At 72.4% G+C, this 20,751-nt stretch carries 17 protein-coding genes and 1 pseudogene; 14 read left to right on the top strand and 4 right to left on the bottom strand.

Annotation, left to right across the window (positions count from 1 at the left end; genetic code table 11):
* The first annotated feature begins 23 nt into the window (after positions 1–23).
* From ABH926_RS11245 to ABH926_RS11220, 6 genes are all read left to right on the top strand, one after another.
* The gene (locus tag ABH926_RS11245; protein WP_370365377.1) at positions 24–1,109 is read left to right on the top strand and encodes a prephenate dehydrogenase; all 1,086 of its coding nucleotides are present in this window, start codon (positions 24–26) and stop codon (positions 1,107–1,109) included.
* Positions 1,110–1,156: 47 nt separating this feature from the next.
* On the top strand, positions 1,157–2,317 hold the full coding sequence (locus ABH926_RS11240) for an exonuclease SbcCD subunit D (protein ID WP_370365376.1): 1,161 nt from the start codon (positions 1,157–1,159) through the stop codon (positions 2,315–2,317).
* Positions 2,314–5,247, top strand: coding sequence for an AAA family ATPase (locus ABH926_RS11235; protein ID WP_370365375.1), 2,934 nt, complete (start codon positions 2,314–2,316; stop codon positions 5,245–5,247). The genes ABH926_RS11240 and ABH926_RS11235 overlap by 4 nt, the downstream gene beginning before the upstream one ends.
* Complete coding sequence (locus tag ABH926_RS11230) at positions 5,216–6,499, top strand: DUF445 domain-containing protein (RefSeq protein WP_370365555.1); 1,284 nt, start codon at positions 5,216–5,218, stop codon at positions 6,497–6,499. Before ABH926_RS11235 ends, ABH926_RS11230 begins: the two co-directional genes overlap by 32 nt.
* Positions 6,500–6,596: 97 nt before the next feature.
* Positions 6,597–7,619: an NAD-dependent epimerase/dehydratase family protein gene (locus ABH926_RS11225; protein WP_370365374.1), complete on the top strand. Its 1,023-nt coding sequence runs from the start codon at positions 6,597–6,599 to the stop codon at positions 7,617–7,619.
* A 72-nt stretch (positions 7,620–7,691) separates the two neighbouring features.
* On the top strand, positions 7,692–8,822 hold the full coding sequence (locus tag ABH926_RS11220) for a DUF6183 family protein (RefSeq protein ID WP_370365373.1): 1,131 nt from the start codon (positions 7,692–7,694) through the stop codon (positions 8,820–8,822).
* A gap of 130 nt (positions 8,823–8,952) precedes the next feature.
* On the opposite strand, the gene ABH926_RS11215 is transcribed toward ABH926_RS11220, so the two are convergent.
* Positions 8,953–10,014, bottom strand: coding sequence for a lactonase family protein (locus tag ABH926_RS11215; RefSeq protein ID WP_370365372.1), 1,062 nt, complete (start codon positions 10,012–10,014; stop codon positions 8,953–8,955).
* 36 nt (positions 10,015–10,050) lie between these two features.
* The gene (locus tag ABH926_RS11210; RefSeq protein WP_370365371.1) at positions 10,051–11,214 is read right to left on the bottom strand and encodes a permease; all 1,164 of its coding nucleotides are present in this window, start codon (positions 11,212–11,214) and stop codon (positions 10,051–10,053) included.
* A 60-nt stretch (positions 11,215–11,274) separates the two neighbouring features.
* Here ABH926_RS11210 and ABH926_RS11205 point away from each other — a divergent pair, with 60 nt between their 5' ends.
* The 6 genes from ABH926_RS11205 (at position 11,275) to ABH926_RS11180 (ending at position 17,150) form a co-directional block, all read left to right on the top strand.
* A complete protein-coding gene (locus ABH926_RS11205; protein ID WP_370365370.1) occupies positions 11,275–11,709 on the top strand; it encodes a hypothetical protein in 435 nt (144 codons plus the stop codon).
* A gap of 154 nt (positions 11,710–11,863) precedes the next feature.
* Positions 11,864–12,628, top strand: a complete 765-nt coding sequence (locus ABH926_RS11200; RefSeq protein ID WP_370365369.1) for a hypothetical protein — start codon at positions 11,864–11,866, stop codon at positions 12,626–12,628.
* Positions 12,629–12,715: 87 nt separating this feature from the next.
* The gene (locus tag ABH926_RS11195) at positions 12,716–13,042 is read left to right on the top strand and encodes a heavy-metal-associated domain-containing protein (protein ID WP_370365368.1); all 327 of its coding nucleotides are present in this window, start codon (positions 12,716–12,718) and stop codon (positions 13,040–13,042) included.
* A 115-nt stretch (positions 13,043–13,157) separates the two neighbouring features.
* On the top strand, positions 13,158–13,940 hold the full coding sequence (locus ABH926_RS11190) for an electron transfer flavoprotein subunit beta (RefSeq protein ID WP_370365367.1): 783 nt from the start codon (positions 13,158–13,160) through the stop codon (positions 13,938–13,940).
* Between the two features lie 33 nt (positions 13,941–13,973).
* Positions 13,974–14,957, top strand: a complete 984-nt coding sequence (locus ABH926_RS11185) for an electron transfer flavoprotein subunit alpha/FixB family protein (protein WP_370365366.1) — start codon at positions 13,974–13,976, stop codon at positions 14,955–14,957.
* A gap of 12 nt (positions 14,958–14,969) precedes the next feature.
* Positions 14,970–17,150 carry a (Fe-S)-binding protein gene (locus tag ABH926_RS11180; protein WP_370365365.1) on the top strand — a complete coding sequence of 727 codons (2,181 nt, stop codon included), beginning with the start codon at positions 14,970–14,972 and terminating at the stop codon, positions 17,148–17,150.
* On the opposite strand, the gene ABH926_RS11175 is transcribed toward ABH926_RS11180, so the two are convergent.
* Positions 17,137–17,835: an HAD family hydrolase gene (locus ABH926_RS11175; protein ID WP_370365364.1), complete on the bottom strand. Its 699-nt coding sequence runs from the start codon at positions 17,833–17,835 to the stop codon at positions 17,137–17,139. The genes ABH926_RS11180 and ABH926_RS11175 overlap by 14 nt on opposite strands.
* 22 nt (positions 17,836–17,857) lie before the next feature.
* Positions 17,858–18,496: an alpha/beta family hydrolase gene (locus tag ABH926_RS11170; protein ID WP_370365363.1), complete on the bottom strand. Its 639-nt coding sequence runs from the start codon at positions 18,494–18,496 to the stop codon at positions 17,858–17,860.
* Between the two features lie 230 nt (positions 18,497–18,726).
* Between ABH926_RS11170 and ABH926_RS11165 the strand changes: the two are divergent.
* A pseudogene (locus ABH926_RS11165) lies at positions 18,727–19,107 on the top strand (hypothetical protein).
* Positions 19,108–19,245: 138 nt separating this feature from the next.
* Positions 19,246–20,649, top strand: coding sequence for a dihydrolipoyl dehydrogenase (lpdA, locus tag ABH926_RS11160; protein WP_370365362.1), 1,404 nt, complete (start codon positions 19,246–19,248; stop codon positions 20,647–20,649).
* Positions 20,650–20,751: the final 102 nt, after the last annotated feature.

Here is a 20,751-nt window from a genome sequence, read left to right as displayed (position 1 = left end):
TCCGCAGCCGATAGGGTTCGACTATGCGTTCCGCCCTTGTCGTCGGTACCGGACTCATCGGCACGTCCATCGCCCTGGCGCTGACCCGCCGCGGTATCGAGGTGCACCTCAGCGACGCCGATGAGGGCGCCGCGCGCACCGCCGCCTCGCTGGGCGCCGGCCGCACCGGCCGCCCGCCGCAGCCGGTGGACCTGTGCATCCTGGCCGTGCCGCCGGCGCGGATAGGGACGATGCTGGCCGAGGCGCAGCGCGAGGACTGGGCCCGGGTCTACACCGACGTCGGCTCGGTCAAGGCGCTGGTGCACGGCTCCGCCGAGGAGGCCGGCGCCGACCTGAGCCGGTTCATCGGCGGCCATCCGCTGGCCGGCCGTGAGCGCTCCGGCCCGCTGGCGGCCCGCGCGGACCTGTTCGAGGGCCGTCCCTGGGTGCTCACGCCCGGCCCGACGACCTCCCGCGACGCCCTGAACCAGGCCCTGGAGCTGGTCTCGCTGTGCGGCGCGGTGCCGGTCGTGATGGACACCGAAGAGCACGACCACGCCGTGGCCCTGATCTCGCACGCCCCGCACCTGGTCGCCGCGCTGATGGCGGCGCGCCTGGAGAACGCCCGCGAGGAGTCGGTCCGCATCTCCGGCACCGGTATCCGGGACCTGACCCGCATCGCCGGCGGCGCCCCGGAGCTGTGGGAGGACATCCTCTCCGCCAACGCCCCGGCCATCGCCGAGGTCCTGGCCGCCTACGCCGCGGACCTGAACGAGGCCGTCGACGCGCTGCGCGCCCTCGCCGGCCCGGACGCCGAGGCCGCCAAGCGCGGCGCCTCCGACCTGGCCGAGCTGCTGCGCCGGGGCAACGCGGGCCACGCGCGCATCCCCGGCAAGCACGGAGCGGCTTCGGCCTCTTACACGGCGGTACCGGTGCTGATCTCCGACCGTCCCGGCGAGCTGGCGCGGCTGTTCGCCACGGCCGGCAGCGTCGGGGTGAACATCGAGGACGTCCGCATCGACCACTCCCAGGGCCGCGAGGCCGGTCTGGTGGAGCTGCTGGTGGACCCGGCCGTGGCCGACCGCCTGGCGGCGGACCTGGCCGCGTCGGGGTGGCGGGTCCAGTCCTGACGCGAACCGCCGCGGGCTGACAGTCCGACGGTCTACGGTTGACCTCTATGCGATTCCTGCACACCGCCGACTGGCAGCTCGGCATGGGCCGGCGGTTCCTGGACCCCGAGCGCCAGGGCCAGTTCGACGCCGCGCGCCGTGACGTCCTGGCCACGCTGGGGCGCCTGGCGGTGTCCGAGGGCTGCGAAGCGATCGTGGTGAGCGGGGACGTGTTCGAGACGAACACCGAGTCGGCGCGGACGATCCGGCAGGCCATGGAGAAGCTGAAAGCCCTGCCGCTGAAGGTGTTCCTGCTCCCGGGCAACCACGATCCGCTGAATGCCGCGTCGATCTGGGACTCGGAGCGCTTCGCCCAGGCGTGCCCGGCCAACGTGGTGGTGCTGCGCGACGAGCACCCGGTCGAGGTCCGGCCCGGTTTCGAGGTGGTCGGCGCGCCGTGGCGGTCCAAGCGGCCGACCTCGGACCTGCTCGGCGACCTGCTCGAAGCCCTCGACCCGGCCCCGCCGGGCGTAGTGCGGGTCGCGGTCGGGCACGGCGCGGTGGACGCCGTCGCCCCGCAGTCGGACCCGGTGTCGCTGATCCGCGTCGCCGGCGTCCGCGCCGCGCTGGAGGCGGGCAAGGCGCACTACGTCGCGCTCGGGGACCGGCATTCGACCACTGAGGTGACGCCGCGGGTGTGGTACTCCGGGGCGCCGGAGCCGACGGACTTCGACGAGGTGGACGCCGGCAACGTGCTGGTCGTGGAGATCGACGAGGCCGATCCCGGGCCGGCGCCGAAGGTCACCCGGCACCGGGTCGGGACGTGGCGGTTCGAGCCGGTGTCGGTCGAGCTCAGCGGCGCGGCCGATGTCGAGGCGCTTCGAGCACGGCTGATGGACATGCCGGACAAAGACCGCACTGTACTGAATTTCGCACTGCGCGGGACACTGTCAGTCGGCGAGAAGGAAGCGCTCGACGCGGTGCGTGAGGAGGCGGCCGACCTGTTCGCCGGATTCCGCGATTCCTCGTCCCGCACCGATCTGGCGATCCGGCCCGCCGACGACGATTTCGGCGCGCTCGGGCTGACCGGCTTCGCCGCGCGGGCGCTGGACGACCTGCGGGAGCTGGCCGCCGGCGGCGATGAGGCGGCCGCGCGCCAGGCCTCGGACGCGCTGGGTCTGCTGGTGCGCCTGTCGGGCGCGGGCATCGGTGCCGGGAGGGCTTCGTGAGGCTGCTGCGGATCCGCCTGACCGACTTCCGCGGCGTCGCCGACCGCGAGCTGACCTTCGCCGAGCACGGCGTGACCGTGGTCCAGGGCCCCAACGAGTCCGGCAAGAGCAGCACCATCGAGGCCTTCGGCCTGCTGCTGGACGAGCTGGACTCCTCCCGCAAGGAGGCGGTGCGCGCGGTCAAGCCCCGGCACACCGACGCCGCGCCGGAGGTCGAGGCCGAGTTCCGCGTCGGCGGCCACCACCTGGTCTACCGCAAGCGCTGGCTCCGTCCGCTGACCGAGCTGCGGATCCTGGCGCCGGCCCCGGAGACGCTGACCGGCCGCGAGGCCCACGAGCGCGTCCTGGCGATCCTGAACCAGGCCACGGACTACGACCTGTTCAAAGCCCTGCGGGTGCTGCAGGACAAGCCCTTCGACGTGGACCGCATCGCTGGGAGCGCGTCCCTGCGCGCCGCCCTGGACGCGGCGGCCGGCGGCGAATCCGGATCCGGCGACGGTTCCGAGGACACGCTGGTCCAGCGGGTTGAGAAGGAGTTCGCGCGCTACTTCACGGCGAAGAACCACCAGCCGACAGGGGAGTACCGGGCCGCGCAGGAAGCGGCCGCGACCGCCACGGCCGAGGCCGCGGACCTGACCCGGACCCTGGCGCGGGTCGAGGCCGACACCGAGCGGCACAGCGAGGTCACCGCGCGCCTGACGGAGCTGCGGCAGCGCCTGGTGACGGACCGCGCCGAACTCGACGAGTTCGGCAAGCGCGCCAAGGACGTGGAGACCCTGCGAGCCCGCCGCGACGACGCCGCAGCCCTGGTCGAACGGGCCTCGCGCGACGCGGAGCTCGCGGCCGGCGCGCGCGAGGCGCGCCAGGCGCTGGTACGGAGCGTGACCGACTACGAGGGCGAACTCCAGGCGCTGGAGAAGCAGCTCGCGGCGCACGCCGACCTCCGCACCGAGGCCGACTCCCGCCGCGAGGGCGCCTCGGCGATGCACCGCACCGCCGACGAGGCGCACCGCCTCGCCCTGCGCCGGTACCAGGAGGCGGACGCCGACTACCGCTGGATGCGCGACGCCTACGAACTGGAGCGGGTCCGCGCCGACCGCGAAGCCCTGGCCGAGGCCGACCGTGAGGTGGAACTCGCCGCCGCCGAGACCGCCGCCACCGAGATTGACGACCGCGCGGTCGAGGCCCTCGACCAGGCCGACCGCGGCGTGCGCGACGCGCGGACGGCGATCGAGGTCGCCGCCGCGACGGTGCGGGTGGAGCGGCTGGGGAGCGCGCCGGTGACGGTGTCGGCCCTGGATGCCCGCGGTCTGGCCGCCGCCACCGCATCCGCAGGCACTGCCGGCACCGCAACCGCCGGCACCGGCACCGGCATCGCATCCGCTGGCACTGCGACCGCCGGCACCGGCACCGCAACCGCCGGCACTGCGACCGCCGGCACCGGCATCGCATCCGCATCCGTCGCAGCAGCCACCGTGCCCGAGGCCCGCGCCCGCATCGCCGCCGAATCGGTCTCGCCGGTCCCCGAGGCCCGCACCGCGACCGACCGCGCCGACCCCCTCGTCCGCCGCATCACCGACCACCTCGTCATCGAGGCCGAAGGCGTCCTGCGCGTCACCCTCGCCCCCGGGGCCAGTGAGCGTGAGCTGCGCGGCAAGCTCGACACCGCCGAGTCCTCCCTCGCCGCGCTCTGCCTCCAGACCGGCGTCCGCGACCTGGCCTCCGCGCGAGTGCGCCTCCAGCGGCACGTCGAGGCGCGCGCCGCCCTTGTCGCCGCGGAGTCCGCGCGCAAGAAGCTGAGCAAGGACCCTGCCGCCCTCGCCGACGAGCAGGCGCGCCTGGAAGCGCGCATCGCCGAGCATCTGGAGCGCCGCGATGCCGGGGTGCTGCCGCCGGCCGACCGAGGCGAGGCCGAGACCGTCGCCGACCACCGGCGGGCCGAGTCCGAGGAGACCGCCGCCAATCTCGAGCGGGCGGGCGATGCCCTGCGCCTGGCCGAGGCGCGCGCGAACGAGATCGTCGCCGACGCGCAGAAGCTGGCCGGCCGGGCCGAGCACCTGGCCGCCGAGCACGAGGCCGCGCGCACCCGGCTGGCCGAGGCCCGGGTCGCCGCCGACGACGCGGCCGTCGAGCAGCGCGACGCCGATGCGGCCAAGGCTCTGGCGACCGCCGTCCAGGACCGCGCCGCCCACGACGCCAACTACCGCGACGCCCAGCCCGAGCAGGTCGAGCTCCTGCTGCGCAACGCCCGCGACGTCGTGGCGCGCACCGAGGCCGAGATCACCGATGCCCGCGCGGACCTGCAGCACCTGGCCGGGCGCCTGGACGCGGTCGGCGACGACCTCGCCGACCGGTACCGCGAGGCCGAGGCCCGGCGCGACGCCGCCGAGCGCGACCTGGACTCCGTCACCGCGCGCGCCGAGGCGGCGGACCTGCTGCGCAGGACCATCCTGCACCGCCGCGAGGAGGCCACACGCTCCTATCAGGGCCCGTTCAAGGAGCAGGTCGAGCGGTTCGGGCGCCTGGTGTTCGGGGCCTCGTTCGGCGTCACCGTGGACGCCGACCTGCGCATCGCCGCCCGCACCCTGGCCGGCCGCACCGACCCCTACGCCGAGCTCTCGACCGGCGCGCGCGAGGCCGTGGCGATGTGCGTCCGCCTGGCGTGCGCCGCGCTGGTCGGGCCCGAGGGCGGGGTGCCGGTGATCATCGACGACGCGCTCGGCGCCGCCGACCCCGGCCGCCGCCGCATGCTCGGCGCCCTGCTCAACCACGCCGGCAGCGCCGGCGCCACGCCCGAGGGGGCAAACCGTCCCGAACCGGCCCAAATCATCGTCTTCACCTGTGACCCCGAGCGCTACCGGGCCGTGGGCTCGGCGCAAGTCCGCCAGCTGGGCCACAATAACGATCGTGACGAAAGCCCGGCCCCGTGACCCGCTGACCCCCAGTGAGCTGACCAGGCGGCGCGGGATGCGCCGCATGAAGTCGGTGGCGACCGGGTTCCTGTTGGCGGCCGCGGTGGTCTACCTCACGATGAAGATCCTCCAGAACCACGGCGTCACCGGCTGGACCGGCTACGTCCAGGCCGCCGCCGAGGCCGGCATGGTCGGCGGCCTGGCCGACTGGTTCGCCGTCACCGCGCTGTTCAAGCACCCGCTGGGCCTGCCGATCCCGCACACCGCGATCATCCCCAAGCGCAAGGACCAGTTCGGCGAGGGCCTCGGGGAGTTCGTCGGCGAGAACTTCCTGTCCGAGGAGGTCATCCGCGGCCGGCTGTCCGCCCTGGGCATCTCCCGCCGCACCGGCCAGTGGCTCTCCCAGCCGGAGAACGCCGCGCGCGTCACCAAGGAGCTGGCCACCGCGGTCCGCGGTGTGCTGACCGTGCTGCGCGACGAGGACATCCAGAAGATCCTCGGCGAGGCCGTCACCACCCGGCTGGCCAAGGCCGACGTCGCCACCCCGCTCGGCGGCCTGCTCCAGCGTCTCACCGAGTCCGGCAGCCACCAGCTCGTCGACATCCTCGCCGCGCGTGCCCACGACTGGCTGGAGGAGCACCCCGAGGCCATCGAGAACGCGGTGTCGAACGAGGCCCCGCTGTGGTCCCCGCGCTTCCTGGACGACGCCGTCGCCCGCCGCCTCCAGCGCGAGCTGGTGAAGCTGGCCGGCAGCGTCCGCGACGACCAGCACCACCCCGTGCGCGGGGCGCTGGACCGCTTCCTGGCCGACTACGCCGAGGAGCTGAAGTCCGACCCTGAGACCCGCGGCCGCGTCGACAAGCTCAAGGCCGACCTGCTCCAGCACCCCGAGCTCCAGGGCCTGGTGGCCTCCGGCTGGACCGCACTGCGCTCGGCGGTGATAGACGCCGCCGAGGACCCGGGCAGCGACCTGCAGACGCGGGCCCGGCAGGGGCTGCAGAGCCTGGGCCACCGCCTGGAGACCGACACCGCGATGCAGGAGAAGGCCGACGGCTGGGTCCGCGAGGTCGCCGTGCACCTGGTGACCACCTACCGCCAGGAGATCACGTCCCTGATCACCGACACCGTCGCGGCCTGGGACGGCCCGGCCACCTCCCGCAAGATCGAGCTCCAGGTCGGCCGCGACCTGCAGTTCATCCGCATCAACGGGACCGTGGTCGGCGCGCTGGCCGGGCTGCTGATCTACACGATCACGCAGCTCACGCTCTGACCAGCGGCTCACGCTCTGAGAAACCCATCGGGCCGATCCCTCCGCCGTCAGCAGAGGGATCTGGCCTTCGCGCTCCGCGCCCTGCGAGGGTGGGGAAATGCGACTTCTCATACTCGGCGGCAGCGCGTTCCTCGGCCGGGCCGTGGCGGCGCGGGCGCTGGCGGCCGGCCACGAGGTGACCGTCTTCAACCGCGGCCGCACCGCCCCGGACGTCCCCGGCGTCCAGGTCGTGCGCGGCGACCGCGAGTCTGGGGAAGACCTCGGACGCCTGGCCGGCCACGGCCCCTGGGACGCGATCGTCGACACCTCCGGCTACGTCCCGCGGGTCGTCGGCGACGCGGTCCGGGCCCTGGCGGACAGCGCGGCGACCTACGTGTTCATGTCGACCATCAACGTCTTCCCCGACTGGCCGACGAGCCCTGTCACCGACGCCTCGCCGGTCCACGACTGCTCCCCGGACGCCGGCCCCGACGACGGCGACTACGGCACCCTCAAGGCCGGCTGCGAGCGCGTCGTGGCCCGCGACTTCCCCGGCCGCGCCCTGTCCCTGCGCCTGGGCCTGCTGCTCGGCCCGCACGAGGACATCGGCCGCCTCCCGGCCCTGCTGCTGCGCATGGCTGACGCCGGCACCACCCGCAGCCTGCGCACTCTGGCCCCCGGCGATCCCTCCTCCCCGGTCAACCCGATCGACGTCCGGGACATCGCAGACTTCGTCCTCACCGCCGTCGACCAGGGCCTGACCGGCGGCTACCTGGTCGCCGGCACCCCCTCCAACGCCTCCACCCACGGCGAACTCCTCGAGGCCTGCGTCGAGGCCACCGGTTCGGCGGCCGAGCTGGAATGGGTCGCGAGCGACTTCCTGGAGACGCAGGACGTCGAGGCCTGGAGCGAACTGCCGATCTGGATCCCGCCGGGCGACGTGCCCTGGGAGACGGACACCTCCCGCACCGAGGCCGCCGGGCTGCGCTGCCGTCCACTGCGCGAGACGGTCCGGGACACCTGGGCCTGGATGGCCGCCGACGGCGGGGCGGTACGGCGCTCGTACCAGCCGCGCAGGCCGCACGGGCTCAGCGCCGAGAAGGAGCGCGCGCTCCTGGCGGCCTGGGATGCGCGGGGGTAGCGCTAGTGACCGCGCGGTAGGCGGGGAAAAAGGCCGTCATCGCGGGCGTCGCAGGCTTCGTACGCTCGCGGCGTGGCGGATCAGATCGAGCGAACCATCCGGTTGCTGCGCGACCTCGGGCGCACCACCGACGCCGAACCGGGGAAGGTCATCCGCTGGGTCCGTGCCGAGTCGGAGCGGCGATGCGCCGACGGCGACAGCGCGTACCTCGGCGACCTCGGCGTCGCGCTGCTTCAGTGCCACCAGGCCGAACCTCGGGCCTGGCAGTACCTGCACACCTTCGACCACCTGTTCAAGCTGCTCGCCGGCGTCTGCGGCAACGGCGACCTGTCCCAGGCGCTCCGGCTGATCGCGGCCAGCCGGGCCGCCGGCCACGACATCGACCGGCTCGCCGCGGCCCTGCTGGTCGCCGAGGGCCCGCGCACGGCCCTGGCGGCGGCGATCGAGGGGGCCGGGGACGACGGCGAAACGTTCCGCGCGTGCCTGGTGCACGAACTCATCCTCCGGGAGGGCTCACTCGCCCGGCGGCCGCAGATCGCTGAGTGGGCGTCCTCGGCGGCGCTGCGGCGGCATCCGCTCGGCTGGCTGCCGCTGGAACTGGCCGGGTTCGAAGCCGGCTGGGACCAGGGGCCGCCGTGCATCGGCGCGGCGGACCGCGAGATCAGGATCGCGCCGGGGGAGCGTCCGGCGTGGCCCGCGACCGACGTGAGCACCGAGGCGGCGGCGGACGCGCTGGCCGCGGCCGTCATGAACTGGGCCGACGACTCCAACGGCGAGATCGAGGCCAGGGTGTTCGACCTCGGCGAAGCCGTCACCCCGGAGAACATCCCGGAGGCCCTGGCCGGGCTCGGCCTGGCGTGCCTGGAAGCCGGCCAGGTCCCGTTCCGGCTGGCCGTGTTCGCCGTCGAGGCGTACGCGGCGTGGTGGATCCTGTTCCACGCGGCCTTGGACGGCAGCGCCTACGGCCGGGGCCGGCACGGCGCCTACAGCCGGCTGTACGCGTGGCGCTCGCTGGCCGCGCTGGCCGGGGCGGAGCAGGACGCGAGCCCCCAGCAGGTGTGGGCCACGGCGCAGGAGTGCGCCTGGTTCGGCTTCGACGCCGAATCGCCCTGGTACACGCACGTCTTCTGGGACATCGGCTTGGTCGCGGTCCGTCCCGACGGGGAGAGCCTGGCCGTGCTCGCCGCGACCGACACCGATTGAGCGCCGTGTCCCGGAAGAATTCGACCACACGATCGAGTTAGAGCCTGCGGAGGGGAGAACCGCGGTGGTGACAGCACACCCACCGCCGCGGTTCCCCCCTCGATGCGTTCGTTAAGCCGGGCGTTTGATGTCAGACACAGATCGGCAGGAGCGACGCCGGGGTCTTGACCGCGTAAGGCGTCCCGACCGGCGTCAGCCGCCCGCTCTCGGCGTCGACCCGGAACACCGTGATCGAATCCGACTGCTGGTTCGCGCTGAACAGCAGTGTGCCGTCCGGGGACAGCACGATGTCCCGCGGCCACGAACCGCCGGCCGGCACGACCTCGACCGGCTCCAGGCCGGCGCCGTCCGCGACGACCGAGAAGACCGCGATCGTGTCGTCGATGCGGTTGGAGGCGTACACGAAACGGTCGTCGGCCGACACCCGGATCGCCGCGCACCAGGCGCGGTCGGACGCCGCCCGGTCGGCCGCGGCCCGGCTCGGGACCTCCGGACCGGCCTCGCCGACGCCGGTGGACTCGTCCCACGAGCACACCGCGACGGTCCAGGAGACCTCGTTCAGCAGGTAGAAGTAGTTCCCCGAGCCGTGGAAGGCCAGGTGGCGCGGGCCCGAGCCGCCGGGCAGCTTCACGTGGCTCTGCGCCGACAGCCGGCCGGACTCGGATTCGTAGGAGTACACGTACACCGCGTCCGTCCCGAGGTCCACGGCCAGCACCCAGCGTCCCGAGGGCGAGACCACCACCTGGTGCGCGTGCGGGCCCTCCTGCCGGTCGGCGCGCGGACCGGAGCCGGAGTGCTGGATCACCTGCGTGGGCTCGCTGCCGGTGACCCGGCCGTCGGCGTCCAGGGCGAAGACCGCGACCGTCCCGGACATGTAGTTGGCGACGAACAGCGTGGTCCCGTCGGGGTGCAGCGCCAGGTGGCAGGGTGCCGAGCCGCCGCTGTCGGTCTGATCGCGCACGTCGGCGCCGCCGTCGGCGACGGTGAAGCGCGCGGAGGCCACCCGGCCGGCCGGCTCCTGCTCGACCACCGCTGTCAGGACGCCGCGCGTGCTGTCGTAGGCGACGTAGGAGGGGTCGGCGATGTCCACCGACGACACCGGGGACAGGGCGCCGTCGGCGTCGTAGCGCAGGCAGTGCACGCCCGCGCCGTAGCCGCCGACGAGGAGATACGAGTTCGCAGAGTCGACCATGGTCCGTATTCTCGCCCAAACGCCGGTGACGTGCGCCTAGTGTCCGCTGTGTTCCATGGATTCATGCTCTGCGGGCCCGCCGCCCATCATCCGCATCATCGCCGTCCCGCCGGTGCGCACGAACCGCACCACCAGCACGAGCGCCAGCAGCAGGAACACGATGTTCAGCCACGTGGTGTAGTTCCACGTCACGCCCTGGCTCATCACCGTCGTCCCGCCGCGCTCCGGGATCCAGCCGAAGGCGTTGAACAGCAGTTCCACCACGTATCCGGCGCCGGCCATCGCGATGAAGAAGGTCCACAGCATGAACCAGGCCATCCGCTTGCCGTAGTACTTCTTGTAGATGTTCAGGATCGGCAGGATCAGCAGGTCCGCGAAGATGAACGACGTCACGCCGCCGAAGCTGATCCCGCCCTTCCACAGCACCAGCGCGAGCGGCACGTTCCCGATCGAGCACACGAAGCTGATCACCGCCACCACCGGCCCGATCAGCGGGCCCCACAGCCCGCTCAGGACCGGGTGCCCGGTCAGGAAGAAGTGCTCCCAGAACGAGTCCGGCACCCAGGCCGCGATGGCCCCGGCGATGAACAGCCCGATCACCAGGTCCCGCAGGATCGCGGCCCACTCCATCACGAACACGTGCGACACCGAGGTGAACCCGGCGCGCGAGAGCAGCCGCCGCAGGAACGGGCCGTCCCCGGGCACCGCCATGTCCATCGCCGCGTGCCCCTCCATGGACCCCGCGATCCCGCGGTCGGCCTGCTCGCGCGCCTGGCGCGTCAGGGCCGGCTTCAGGAACCGCCGGAACAGCAGCGCCAGCACCACGATCATGACCGGGCCGCCGATGAACTCCGCGGCGGTGAACTGCCAGCCCATCAGCAGCCACAGGATCACGCCGAGCTCCAGCACCAGGTTGGTGGAGGCGATCGCGAACGCCGTCGCGGCGGTGAAGTCCGCCCCCTTGCGGAACAACGAGCGCGCCAGCGCCACCGCCGCGTAGGAGCACGAGGACGAGGCCGCCCCCAGCGCCGAGGCCACCGCCAGCGTCCGCGGCCGGTCGTCGCCGAGCAGCCGCCCGATCGTCGACTTGTGCACCACCGCCTGGATGATCGCCGAGAGTGTGAAGCCCAGGATCAGGGCCCAGGTGATCTCCCAGGTCATGGTTCCCGTGATTTTCAACGCATGTGTGATCGCACCCATCGCTTCCGCCTCCCGGGCACTACCCTATACCGGTAACTGGTATCCAGCATGGGAGGGATCATGGCCCCGGGGCCCGGGCGGCGGCGCGTGATGCTGCTGTTCGCGGTGCTCGCCGGGCTGTTCCTGATGCACGGCCTCAGTGCTCCGTCGATGCACTGCATGCCGATGTCGATGCGGATGTCGGTGCCAGTGTCGATGCCGGTGTCATCGCATATGGAGTCCGCGATGCCGGCGGCGGTGCCGTCGCATGCCGACGCGCCGACCTCGGTCAGCGAACCGCAGCAGACAGCCGCCCATATGCAGGCCGGCGAGTCCTGTGTCCCGCTGCGTCCGGAAGGTATGTCGGCCCTGTTCCTGGCGCTGTTCCTCGTGGTCATAGCGCTGTGGCAGCCCGGACTGCCGCCGGTGCCGCGCCTGGTCCACTCGCGCTGGCCGCACGGCCCACCCCGGGCCGGCGTCGACATCCTGCACACGCTGAGCATCTCCCGGACGTGACAGACGGCTGATCCCGTCAACCGTTCACGTACTTCCGGAAGGTCTCATTCTCATGCGTTCGGCCAATCGTGTCCGCATTCTCGCCCTCGTTCCCGCCTTTCTTCTCCTGGCGGCGTGCTCCAGTACTTCCCACTCCCACTCCTCGATGGCCGGCATGGACGGGATGACCGGCATGACCGGCATGGCCGGCGGCGAGCCCATGTACATGGGCGACGGCCTGGCCGCCAGCGCTCAGGGCTACACCCTGGCCCCGACCGGCAAGTCGGTCGCGGCCGCCGGCTTCGGCTTCCGGATCCTTGGCCCCGGCGGCAAGCCGGTCACCGCCTTCGACCCCGAGCAGACCAAGCTCATGCACTTCTACCTGATTCGCTCGGATCTGTCCGGCTTCCAGCACGTGCACCCGACGATGGCCGCGGATGGCACGTGGACCGCGCCGACCGAGGCCGCCGGGCCCGGCACGTACCGGGTCTACGCGCAGTTCATCGCCAAGGGCGCGGACGGCAAGGCGGTACCGCTGGTGCTGTCCGACCAGGTGACCTCCGCCGGGTCGGCCCCGGACCGGCCGCTGCCCGCCGCGTCCTCGACGGCCACCGCCGACGGCTACACCCTCACGGTCGACTCCTCGCAGCTGATGGCCGGGATGGAGATGCCGCTCAAGGTGTCGATCGCCAAGGACGGCAAGCCGGTGACGGATCTGGAGCCCTACCTGGAGACCTACGCCCACCTGTCCGGCTTCCACGCCGGCGACCTGGCGATGGCGCACCTGCACCCGCAGGGCGGGATCGCGATCACCCCGACCGGCGGTCCGGACCTGACCTTCGAGGCGACGCTGCCGAAGGCCGGGCAGTGGCGGATGTACCTGCAGTTCCAGACGGCCGGGGTGCTGCACATCGCCGCGGTGACCTTGGACGTCCGCTGAGGCTCTTGATGTGAGGTAGCCGGTCTGTGATCGAGATCACAGGCCGGCCCTCGGGGGTCAATACCCTAGGGGGGTATAGTAGCCGGCATGACCGAGCTGACTGTGATCCAGACTGAGGCCTCCGCCGCCTCGGGCTGTTCTTGTTGTGCCACAGCCGATTCCGCAGCCGTCGCCGCCGCCCCGAAGGAGAGCCTCGTGTCCGAGGACGTCACGACCACCGTTTACACCGTATCGGGCATGACCTGCGGTCACTGCGTCAAGTCGGTGACGGAGGAGGTCAGCGCGATCGACGGCGTGCGGCAGGTGGAGGTGGTCCTGGAGACCGGCCTGGTCACCGTCACCAGTGCCGCCCCGCTCGCGGCCGAGGCCGTCGAGGCCGCCGTCGAGGAGGCCGGCTACACCCTGGTCCACTGACCCGGCATCACCCTCCGGGGTGTCCGCGAGACCCCTGACGCGCACCGTGCGTGTCAGGGGTCTTCTCCATTGGTCATCAGGCCTCTACACTCCCGCAGCAGTTGCGAGGTGTGGGATGAAGATCGTCGTTTTGACCAAGCACGTCCCGCAAGCGGTGGCGGAGGTGTCGTTCGGCCGTGATCTGACGGTGGACCGGTCGGCGGTGCGCTGCCGCCTGCAGGACGCCGACGAATACGCGGTCGAGCAGGCCGCGCGCATCGCCTGCCGTCGTCTCGACGTGCAGGTCACCGCCCTGACCATGGGCCCGTCCGGAGCGAGCGGGGCGCTGCGCTCCGCACTGGCCCGCGGCGCCGACGAGGGCGTGCACGTTCTGGACGACGCCCTGCACGGCAGCGACGCCCCGGCCACCTCCCTGGTCCTGGCCGCCGCCTGCCGCCGCCTCGGCTTCGACCTCGTCCTGTGCGGCACCGCCTCCACGGATTCGGCGATGTCCGTGATCCCCGCGATGCTCGCCGAGCGCCTGGGCGTCCCGGCCCTGTGCTGCTGCGACACCCTGGAGACCGAGGAGGACATGCTCTTCGCCACCCGCGAGGACGCCCCCGGCACCGGCACCGAGGAACTGGCCGCCGCGATGCCCGCCGTGGTCTCGGTCACCGACCGCAGCGGCGAACCCCGCTACCCCCGCTTCGAAGCCGTCGCCGACGCCCGCCAGAAGCTGGTCCGCACCTGGTCTCTGGACGACCTGGGCATCGGGCCGGACGAGGTGGGCCTGGCCGCCGCCGCGACGAAGGTCACCGGCGTCACCCGCGCCGAGGCGCGCACCACGACCGTGAACGAGGACCCCGCGGCGGCGGCCGCCCGGATCGCCGACTTCCTGACCCGACGACAGTTCCTCTGACCCGCACGACCGACATCACGGCAAGGAGGCCGGATGGCGAAAGTGGTGGCGCTCGTCGACCGCGACGCGCGCGAGGGCACGGTGCGGCGCTCGGCGTGCGCGCTGCTGACGCTGGCTCGGCGGCTGGGGGAGCCGGTCGCGGTGTGCCCGGCGCGGCCCGACGAGGAGACGATCGGGGTCCTGGGGCGCCACGGCGCGACGGAGATCTGGTGCCCGGACAGTTCTGCGATATCGCTGCCCGGGCAACGGGGCCCGAGCGAATCCGTCACAGGCACGGAAACCGACCTCCTGGTGGCCGTGGCGCGGCATCTCGATCCCGCCGCGATCCTCATAGCCGCCACCCACCGAGGCCAGGAGGCCGCCGCCCGCCTGGCGATCCGTCTCGACTCCGGCATCATCACCGACGCCGTCGACATCCGCCCCGGCCCCATAGCCGTCCAGCGCTGCCTGGCGGATTCCCACCTCGTCGAGTCGACGGTCGTCCGCGGCACCCCGATCATCACCGTCCGCCCCGAGGCCGCCGTCCCCGAGCCGAGCCCCGCGGTCCCGGCCGTGCGCACCATCGCCGTCGAACCCTCCAGGACTCGCGCTCCGCGCATCGTCGCGACCCCCAAGCCCCGCGCCGCCGCGCCCGCCCTGGACCACGCCGACATCGTCGTCGCCGGCGGCCGCGGCCTCGGCTCCCGCGCCGCCTTCGCCGTCCTCGCCGACGTCGCGGAGGCCCTCGGCGCCGCCTTGGCCGGCTCGCACACCGCCGCCGAACTCGGCTGGATCCCGCCGGAGGCGCGCGTCGGCCTCACCGGCAAGACCGTCAACCCGCGCCTGTACCTGGCCTGCGGCGTCTCCGGCTCGGTCCGGCACCGCGCCGGGATGCAGGGGGCGAAGACCGTCGTGGCGATCGGCGACGACCCGGCGGCCCCGATCTTCAAGCTCGCCGAACTCGGCGTCGTGGGTGACGCCCGCGCCATCCTGCCCGCTCTCCTCGAGGAAATCAGAGCCCGTATCCCGATCACCTGAACGGAGGCCCCTGTGGCTGTACGACTCATCATCGGCGCGGCGATCACGCTCACGGCGTTCGCGTTGGCCGGACGCCGTGTGCTGATGCTCTATCGCCTGGGCCGCACGATGCAGCCGGCCGAGCCGGGGCGCACAGACCAACCGGGAAGGCGGCTGTGGGCCGTCGTGACCGAGGTCTTCGGGCAGCGCAAGCTCCTGAAATGGTCCGGTCCCGGCGCCGCGCACTTCGCGGTGTTCTGGGGCTTCGTCATCCTCGGCGCGACGATCGCCGAGGGCTTCGGCGCGCTGTTCGACCGGGACTTCCACATCCCGCTCATCGGCACCGACGCCTGGCTGGGCTTCCTGGAGGACTTCTTCATCGTCGCGGTCCTGGCCGGGCTGCTGGCCTTCGCCGTGATCCGCCTCCGTCAGGACCCTGAGAAGCGCGGCCGCGGGTCCCGCTTCTTCGGCTCCCACACCACCGCCGCGTGGGTCGTGCTCTTCATGATCTTCAACGTCATGTGGACCCTGCTGCTCTACCGCGGCGCGCAGATCAACACCGGCAACTTCCCCTTCCCCCACGGCGCGTTCGCCAGCCAGGCCGCCGGCCACCTGCTGCACGGTGCGGGTAAGACCGGCAACGACGTCTTGGAGACCGCCGGCCTGCTGCTCTCGCTCGGCGTGGTCCTGAGCTTCCTGGTGCTGGTCGTGCACTCCAAGCACCTGCACATCTTCCTGGCCCCGTTCAACATCGCCTTCTCCCGCCGCCCCCGCGCCCTGGGCCCGCTGCTGCCGGTCTACTCGGCCGGCAAGGCCGTGGACTTCGAGGACCCGGGCGAGGACGACAAGATCGGCCGCGGCGCGATCGAGGACTTCACCTGGAAGGGCCTGCTGGACCTGGCCACCTGCACCGAGTGCGGCCGCTGCCAGTCGCAGTGCCCGGCCTGGAACACCGAGAAGCCGCTGAGTCCGAAGCTGCTCATCATGAGCCTGCGCGACCACGCGCTGGCCAAGGCGCCGTACCTGCTCGCCGAAGGCGAGGACGCCAAGGCGGCGCTGGAGACGAGCGCCGTGGACGTCTTCGCCGAGGCCCAGCGCCCGCTGGTCGGCGGCGCGGACGTCAACGGCGTCATCGACCCCGACATCCTGTGGTCCTGCGTCACCTGCGGCGCCTGCGTCGAGCAGTGCCCGGTGGACATCGAGCATGTCGACCACATCGTCGACATGCGCCGCTACCAGGTCCTGATCGAGACGGAGTTCCCGCGCGAGGCCGGCACGATGCTCCGCAACCTGGAGAAGAACGGCGACCCGTGGGGCCGCGGCGCCAAGGCCCGCCTGGAGTGGACGGCCGGTCTGCCGTTCGAGGTCCGGGTCCTGGGCGCAGGAGGCGAGGAGCGCATCCCCGACGACGTCGAGTACCTCTTCTGGGTCGGCTGCGCCGGCTCCCTGGACGACAACGCCAAGAAGACCTCCCGCAACGTCGCCGAGCTCCTGCACGAGGCCGGCGTCGAGTTCATGATCCTGGGCTCGGGGGAGACCTGCACCGGGGACGCCGCCCGCCGCCTGGGCCAGGAGTTCCTGTTCCACGAGCTGGCGTCGCAGAACGTGGAGACGCTGAACACCGCCGGCGCCAAGAAGATCGTCGTCACCTGCGCGCACTGCTTCAACACCCTGGCCAACGAGTACCCGCAGCTCGGCGGCCACTACGAGGTCGTGCACCACACCGAGCTGCTGGCCAAGCTGATCAAGGACGGGAGGATCAAGCCGGCCGGCGAGGTGGACGTCGCGGTCACCTACCACGACCCCTGCTACCTCGGCCGCCACAACCGCGTCTTCGACGCCCCGCGCGACATCCTCGGCACCATCCCCGGCGTGAAGCTGACCGAGATGCCGCGCAACCGCGAGAAGTCGTTCTGCTGCGGGGCCGGCGGCGCGCGGATGTGGATGGAGGAGACGATCGGCTCGCGGATCAACGAGACCCGGACCGACGAGGCGCTCGGCACCTCGCCCGACCTGGTGACCGCCGCCTGCCCCTACTGCATCGTGATGCTCACCGACGGCGTGGCCACCCGCAAGCAGCAGGGCAAGGCCGACGAGGCGGTGCGGGTCGCCGACGTCTCCGAGGTGCTGCTGCGCTCGGTCCGCAGGCCCGGGGAAGCGTCGGCGGACGCCGGCCCGGGCACGCCCGGCCAGGAACCGGCTACGAAGCCGTGATCTCTCGCAGCACGCTGATCAACGAGTCCGGCCGCTGCTCGACCGGCACCAGATCGACGTAGTGGGTGCGCACGCCGAGCGCGGACCCGCCGCCGTCGGCCGCGTTGTCGCCGACCATGACGGCCGACGCCGGGTCCACGCCCAGCGTGTCGCACGCCAGCTGGAAGATCTTCGGGTCCGGCTTCACCATGCCGACCTCGTAGCTCAGCACGACCGCGTCCAGCAGGTCCAGCAGCCCCGCGTGCTTCAGGTGCGGCCGGATGTCGAAGGAGATGTTGCTGATCAGCGCGGTCGCCAGGCCGCGGTCCTTGGCCTCGCTCACGGCCTCCAGCGCGTCCGGATACGGCACCCACGCCTCGGGGGAGTTGCTGCGCTCGTACAGCGCCTCGACCAGCTCCGGCCAGGGCCACCCGGACTCGCGGATCAGGCCGATATAGCAGGCACGGTGGTGCGGCGCGTCCAGGTCGCGGGTCTCATACAGTTCCGCGAGGTGGTCCGGGACGTGCGTCGGATAGGCGCCGTACCAGGCTCCGGCCTCCTTCAGGCGCCCGGCCCAGTGCTCCACCTCGCCCTCGTCCAAGCCGAGCCCGGCCTGGTCGGTGACGGTGCGCACCCAGTTCTCCGCTGATTCGAAGTGCATCAGGGTGCCGGAGAAATCGAAGAGCATCGCGCGGGGCTGGTCCATGCCCAAGACTCTAGAGGACTCCTTACCGCAGCAGCGTTTCGATCCACTCCGTGACCGCGGCCACCACCGCGTCCAGCACCGGCGGATCACCCTTCTTCACCTTGAACGCGTGGTCGCCGGCCGGCAGCCCGACCAGCCGGTGCGTGCCCGGCAGCCCGCGGAACTCCGACGCGGTCCCGAACGTGTCGGCGCCGGCCTGCACGATCAGCGTCGGCAGCCCGCTGTCGCGGAGTTCCTCGATGCGCGACTTCTCCGGCTTGCCCGGCGGGTGCAGCGGAAAGGAGAGCGCGACCACGCCGACCGCCCCGGTCTCGAGCCCGGTGCGGCACGCCACCCGCGCCCCGGCGCTGCGCCCGCCGACGACGAACGGCGTCTTGCGGGCGCGCTTGCGCAACACCTCGGCGACCGGCACCCACCCCAGGTCGAGGGTCTTCGGCGCCGACGCGATCTTCTTGCCCGCGACCCGCCAGGGCTGCTCGACGAGCACCACCTCGATGCCGGACGCCGGGAGCGCCCCGGCCAGCGCCTGCAGGTCGGCGGCCTCGATGCCCCCGCCCGCGCCGTGCCCGAGCGCCAGGACCGCCCGGCGCTTGGTGCGCGCCGGTGTCGGGAAGCGGGTGAGCCTGGCGTCGCCGGCCGGAGTGGTGATCAGTTCTGGCACGGTGCCCAAGGTATCCGCCGCGCGGCCGGCGGGCCTGGCGGACACGGGCCTGGCGGACACGGGCACGGCGGACACGGGCACGGCGGACACGGGCACGGCGGACACGGGCACGGCGGACACGGGCACGGCGGACACGGGCACGGCGGACACGGGCACTGCGGACACGGGCACTGCGGACACGGGCACTGCGGACACGGGCACGGCGGACACGGGCACTGCGGACACGGGCACTGCGGCGGCATGGCAGACACGCGATCATCTACTACAGCGCCACCGGCACCATCCGCACCCTGGCCGAGGCCGCCGCCGAGGGGGCCGCCGAGGCACGCCACCCACGACGACCTGACCTGGGCCGACGTCCTCCTGTTCGGCGCCCCGACGCGGTTCGGCAACCCGGCCAGCCAGCTGCGCGCCTTCCTGGAGACCACCGGGCCAGGGCCTGCTACACCGACCCGATCCAGTTCACGTCCGGCAACCCCTACGGCACCTCCCACGTCGCCGGCGAAGGCGCGCCCGGCGAGGTCGCGCTGGAGGCCGCGCGGCACCAGGCCCGCCGGTGCGTCATGGTCGCCGCCGCGCTGAAAGCCGGCCGCGCGCTCTCCGCTGCCTGACCCGCGCCGGTCACCCGGCCCCGGACCCGGGGTGACCACGCTGACAACTCCTGGACCAGCAGGTTTCCAACCCGGTAAGTCCCACGGCTCCACCGGCCACCGGGCGTGCCATACGCCCCGGCGGTTAGAGTCGGAGCCATGAGCACGCATTTCGATGTCGTCGTCCTGGGCGCGGGGCCAGGCGGGTACACAGCGGCGGTCCGAGCGACCCAGCTGGGCAAGAAAGTCGCCGTTGTGGAGGAGCGCTACTGGGGCGGGGTGTGCCTCAACGTCGGGTGCATCCCCTCCAAGGCGCTGCTGCGCAACGCGGAGCTGGCGCACATCGTCCAGCACGAGGCGAAGACCTTCGGGATCTCCTCCAACGGCCCGATCACCTTCGACTACGGCGCCGCCTACGAGCGCAGCCGGCAGGTCGCCGACGGCCGGGTCAAGGGCGTCCACTACCTGATGCGCAAGAACAAGATCGAAGAGTACGACGGCCGCGGCACGTTCCTGGACCAGCGCACGCTCAGCGTCGCCAAGTCCGACGGGACCACCGAGACCCTCACCTTCGACCACTGCATCATCGCCACCGGCGCGCGCACCCGGCTGCTGCCGGGGACGCAGCTCTCCGAGCGCGTCGTGACCTACGAAGAGCAGATCCTGTCCCCCACGCTGCCGGAGAGCATCGTGATCGCCGGCGCCGGGGCGATCGGCGTGGAGTTCGGCTACGTGCTGAACAGCTACGGCGTGAAGGTCACGATCGTGGAGTTCCTGGAGCGGATGGTCCCGCTGGAGGACATCGAGGTCTCCAAGGAGCTGGCCCGGCAGTACCGCAAGCTGGGCATCGACGTCCTCACCGGCACCCGGGTCGACGCCATCGACGACTCCGGCCCGAAGGTGCGCGTCACCGTCACCGGCAAGGACGGCGCCCAGCAGGTGCTGGAGGCCGACAAGGTGCTGCAGGCCATCGGCTTCGCGCCGAACGTCGACGGCTACGGCCTGGACAAGACCGGGGTGGCGATCACCGAGCGCGGCGCGATCGCGGTGGACGGCCGCGGCCGCACCAACGTTCCGCACATCTTCGCGATCGGCGACGTCACGGCCAAGGTGATGCTCGCGCACGTGGCCGAGACCCAGGCCATGGTGGCCGCCGAGACCATCGCGGGTGCCGAGACGATGGAGATCGACTTCGTCATGGTGCCGCGCGCCACCTACTGCCAGCCGCAGATCGCCAGCTTCGGCTGGACCGAGGAGCAGGCGCGGCTGGAGGGCTTCGACGTCAAGGTCGCCAAGTTCCCGTTCAGCGCCAACGGAAAGGCCGCGGGTCTGGGCGACGCGGTCGGCTTCGTCAAGGTGATCAGCGACGCCAAGTACGGCGAGCTGCTTGGCGCGCACCTCATCGGCCCTGAGGTGACCGAGCTCCTGCCCGAGCTGACGCTGGCCCAGCAGTGGGACCTGACGGTCCACGAAGTGGGCCGCAACATCCACGCCCACCCGACCCTCGGCGAGGCGGTGAAGGAAGCCGTCCACGGGCTTGCCGGACATATGATTAACATGTAGATCAGCGTCTTGACGTGGTGCCCGGCCGATCCGGCCCGGCCCGGCCGCGACCTTCCGGGCACCACCGACAGCACCCGCCCCCACCTGCGGGAACCCGATCCC

Source organism: Catenulispora sp. GP43 (genome assembly GCF_041260665.1).
Classification (GTDB): Bacteria; Actinomycetota; Actinomycetes; order Streptomycetales; family Catenulisporaceae; genus Catenulispora.
Note: the sequence above shows the minus strand (reverse complement) of the source record. Positions and strands in the feature narration are given on the sequence as shown.

Coding starts and splice junctions, on each gene's coding strand:
- ABH926_RS11225 (WP_370365374.1), top strand. CDS start 6,597: ATGCGACTTCTCATACTCGGCGGCAGCGCGTTCCTCGGCCGGGCCGTG.
- ABH926_RS11200 (WP_370365369.1), top strand. CDS start 11,864: ATGGACGGGATGACCGGCATGACCGGCATGGCCGGCGGCGAGCCCATG.
- ABH926_RS11195 (WP_370365368.1), top strand. CDS start 12,716: ATGACCGAGCTGACTGTGATCCAGACTGAGGCCTCCGCCGCCTCGGGC.
- ABH926_RS11185 (WP_370365366.1), top strand. CDS start 13,974: ATGGCGAAAGTGGTGGCGCTCGTCGACCGCGACGCGCGCGAGGGCACG.
- ABH926_RS11190 (WP_370365367.1), top strand. CDS start 13,158: ATGAAGATCGTCGTTTTGACCAAGCACGTCCCGCAAGCGGTGGCGGAG.
- lpdA (WP_370365362.1), top strand. CDS start 19,246: ATGAGCACGCATTTCGATGTCGTCGTCCTGGGCGCGGGGCCAGGCGGG.
- ABH926_RS11210 (WP_370365371.1), bottom strand. CDS start 11,214: ATGGGTGCGATCACACATGCGTTGAAAATCACGGGAACCATGACCTGG.
- ABH926_RS11240 (WP_370365376.1), top strand. CDS start 1,157: ATGCGATTCCTGCACACCGCCGACTGGCAGCTCGGCATGGGCCGGCGG.
- ABH926_RS11245 (WP_370365377.1), top strand. CDS start 24: ATGCGTTCCGCCCTTGTCGTCGGTACCGGACTCATCGGCACGTCCATC.
- ABH926_RS11205 (WP_370365370.1), top strand. CDS start 11,275: ATGGCCCCGGGGCCCGGGCGGCGGCGCGTGATGCTGCTGTTCGCGGTG.
- ABH926_RS11215 (WP_370365372.1), bottom strand. CDS start 10,014: ATGGTCGACTCTGCGAACTCGTATCTCCTCGTCGGCGGCTACGGCGCG.
- ABH926_RS11175 (WP_370365364.1), bottom strand. CDS start 17,835: ATGGACCAGCCCCGCGCGATGCTCTTCGATTTCTCCGGCACCCTGATG.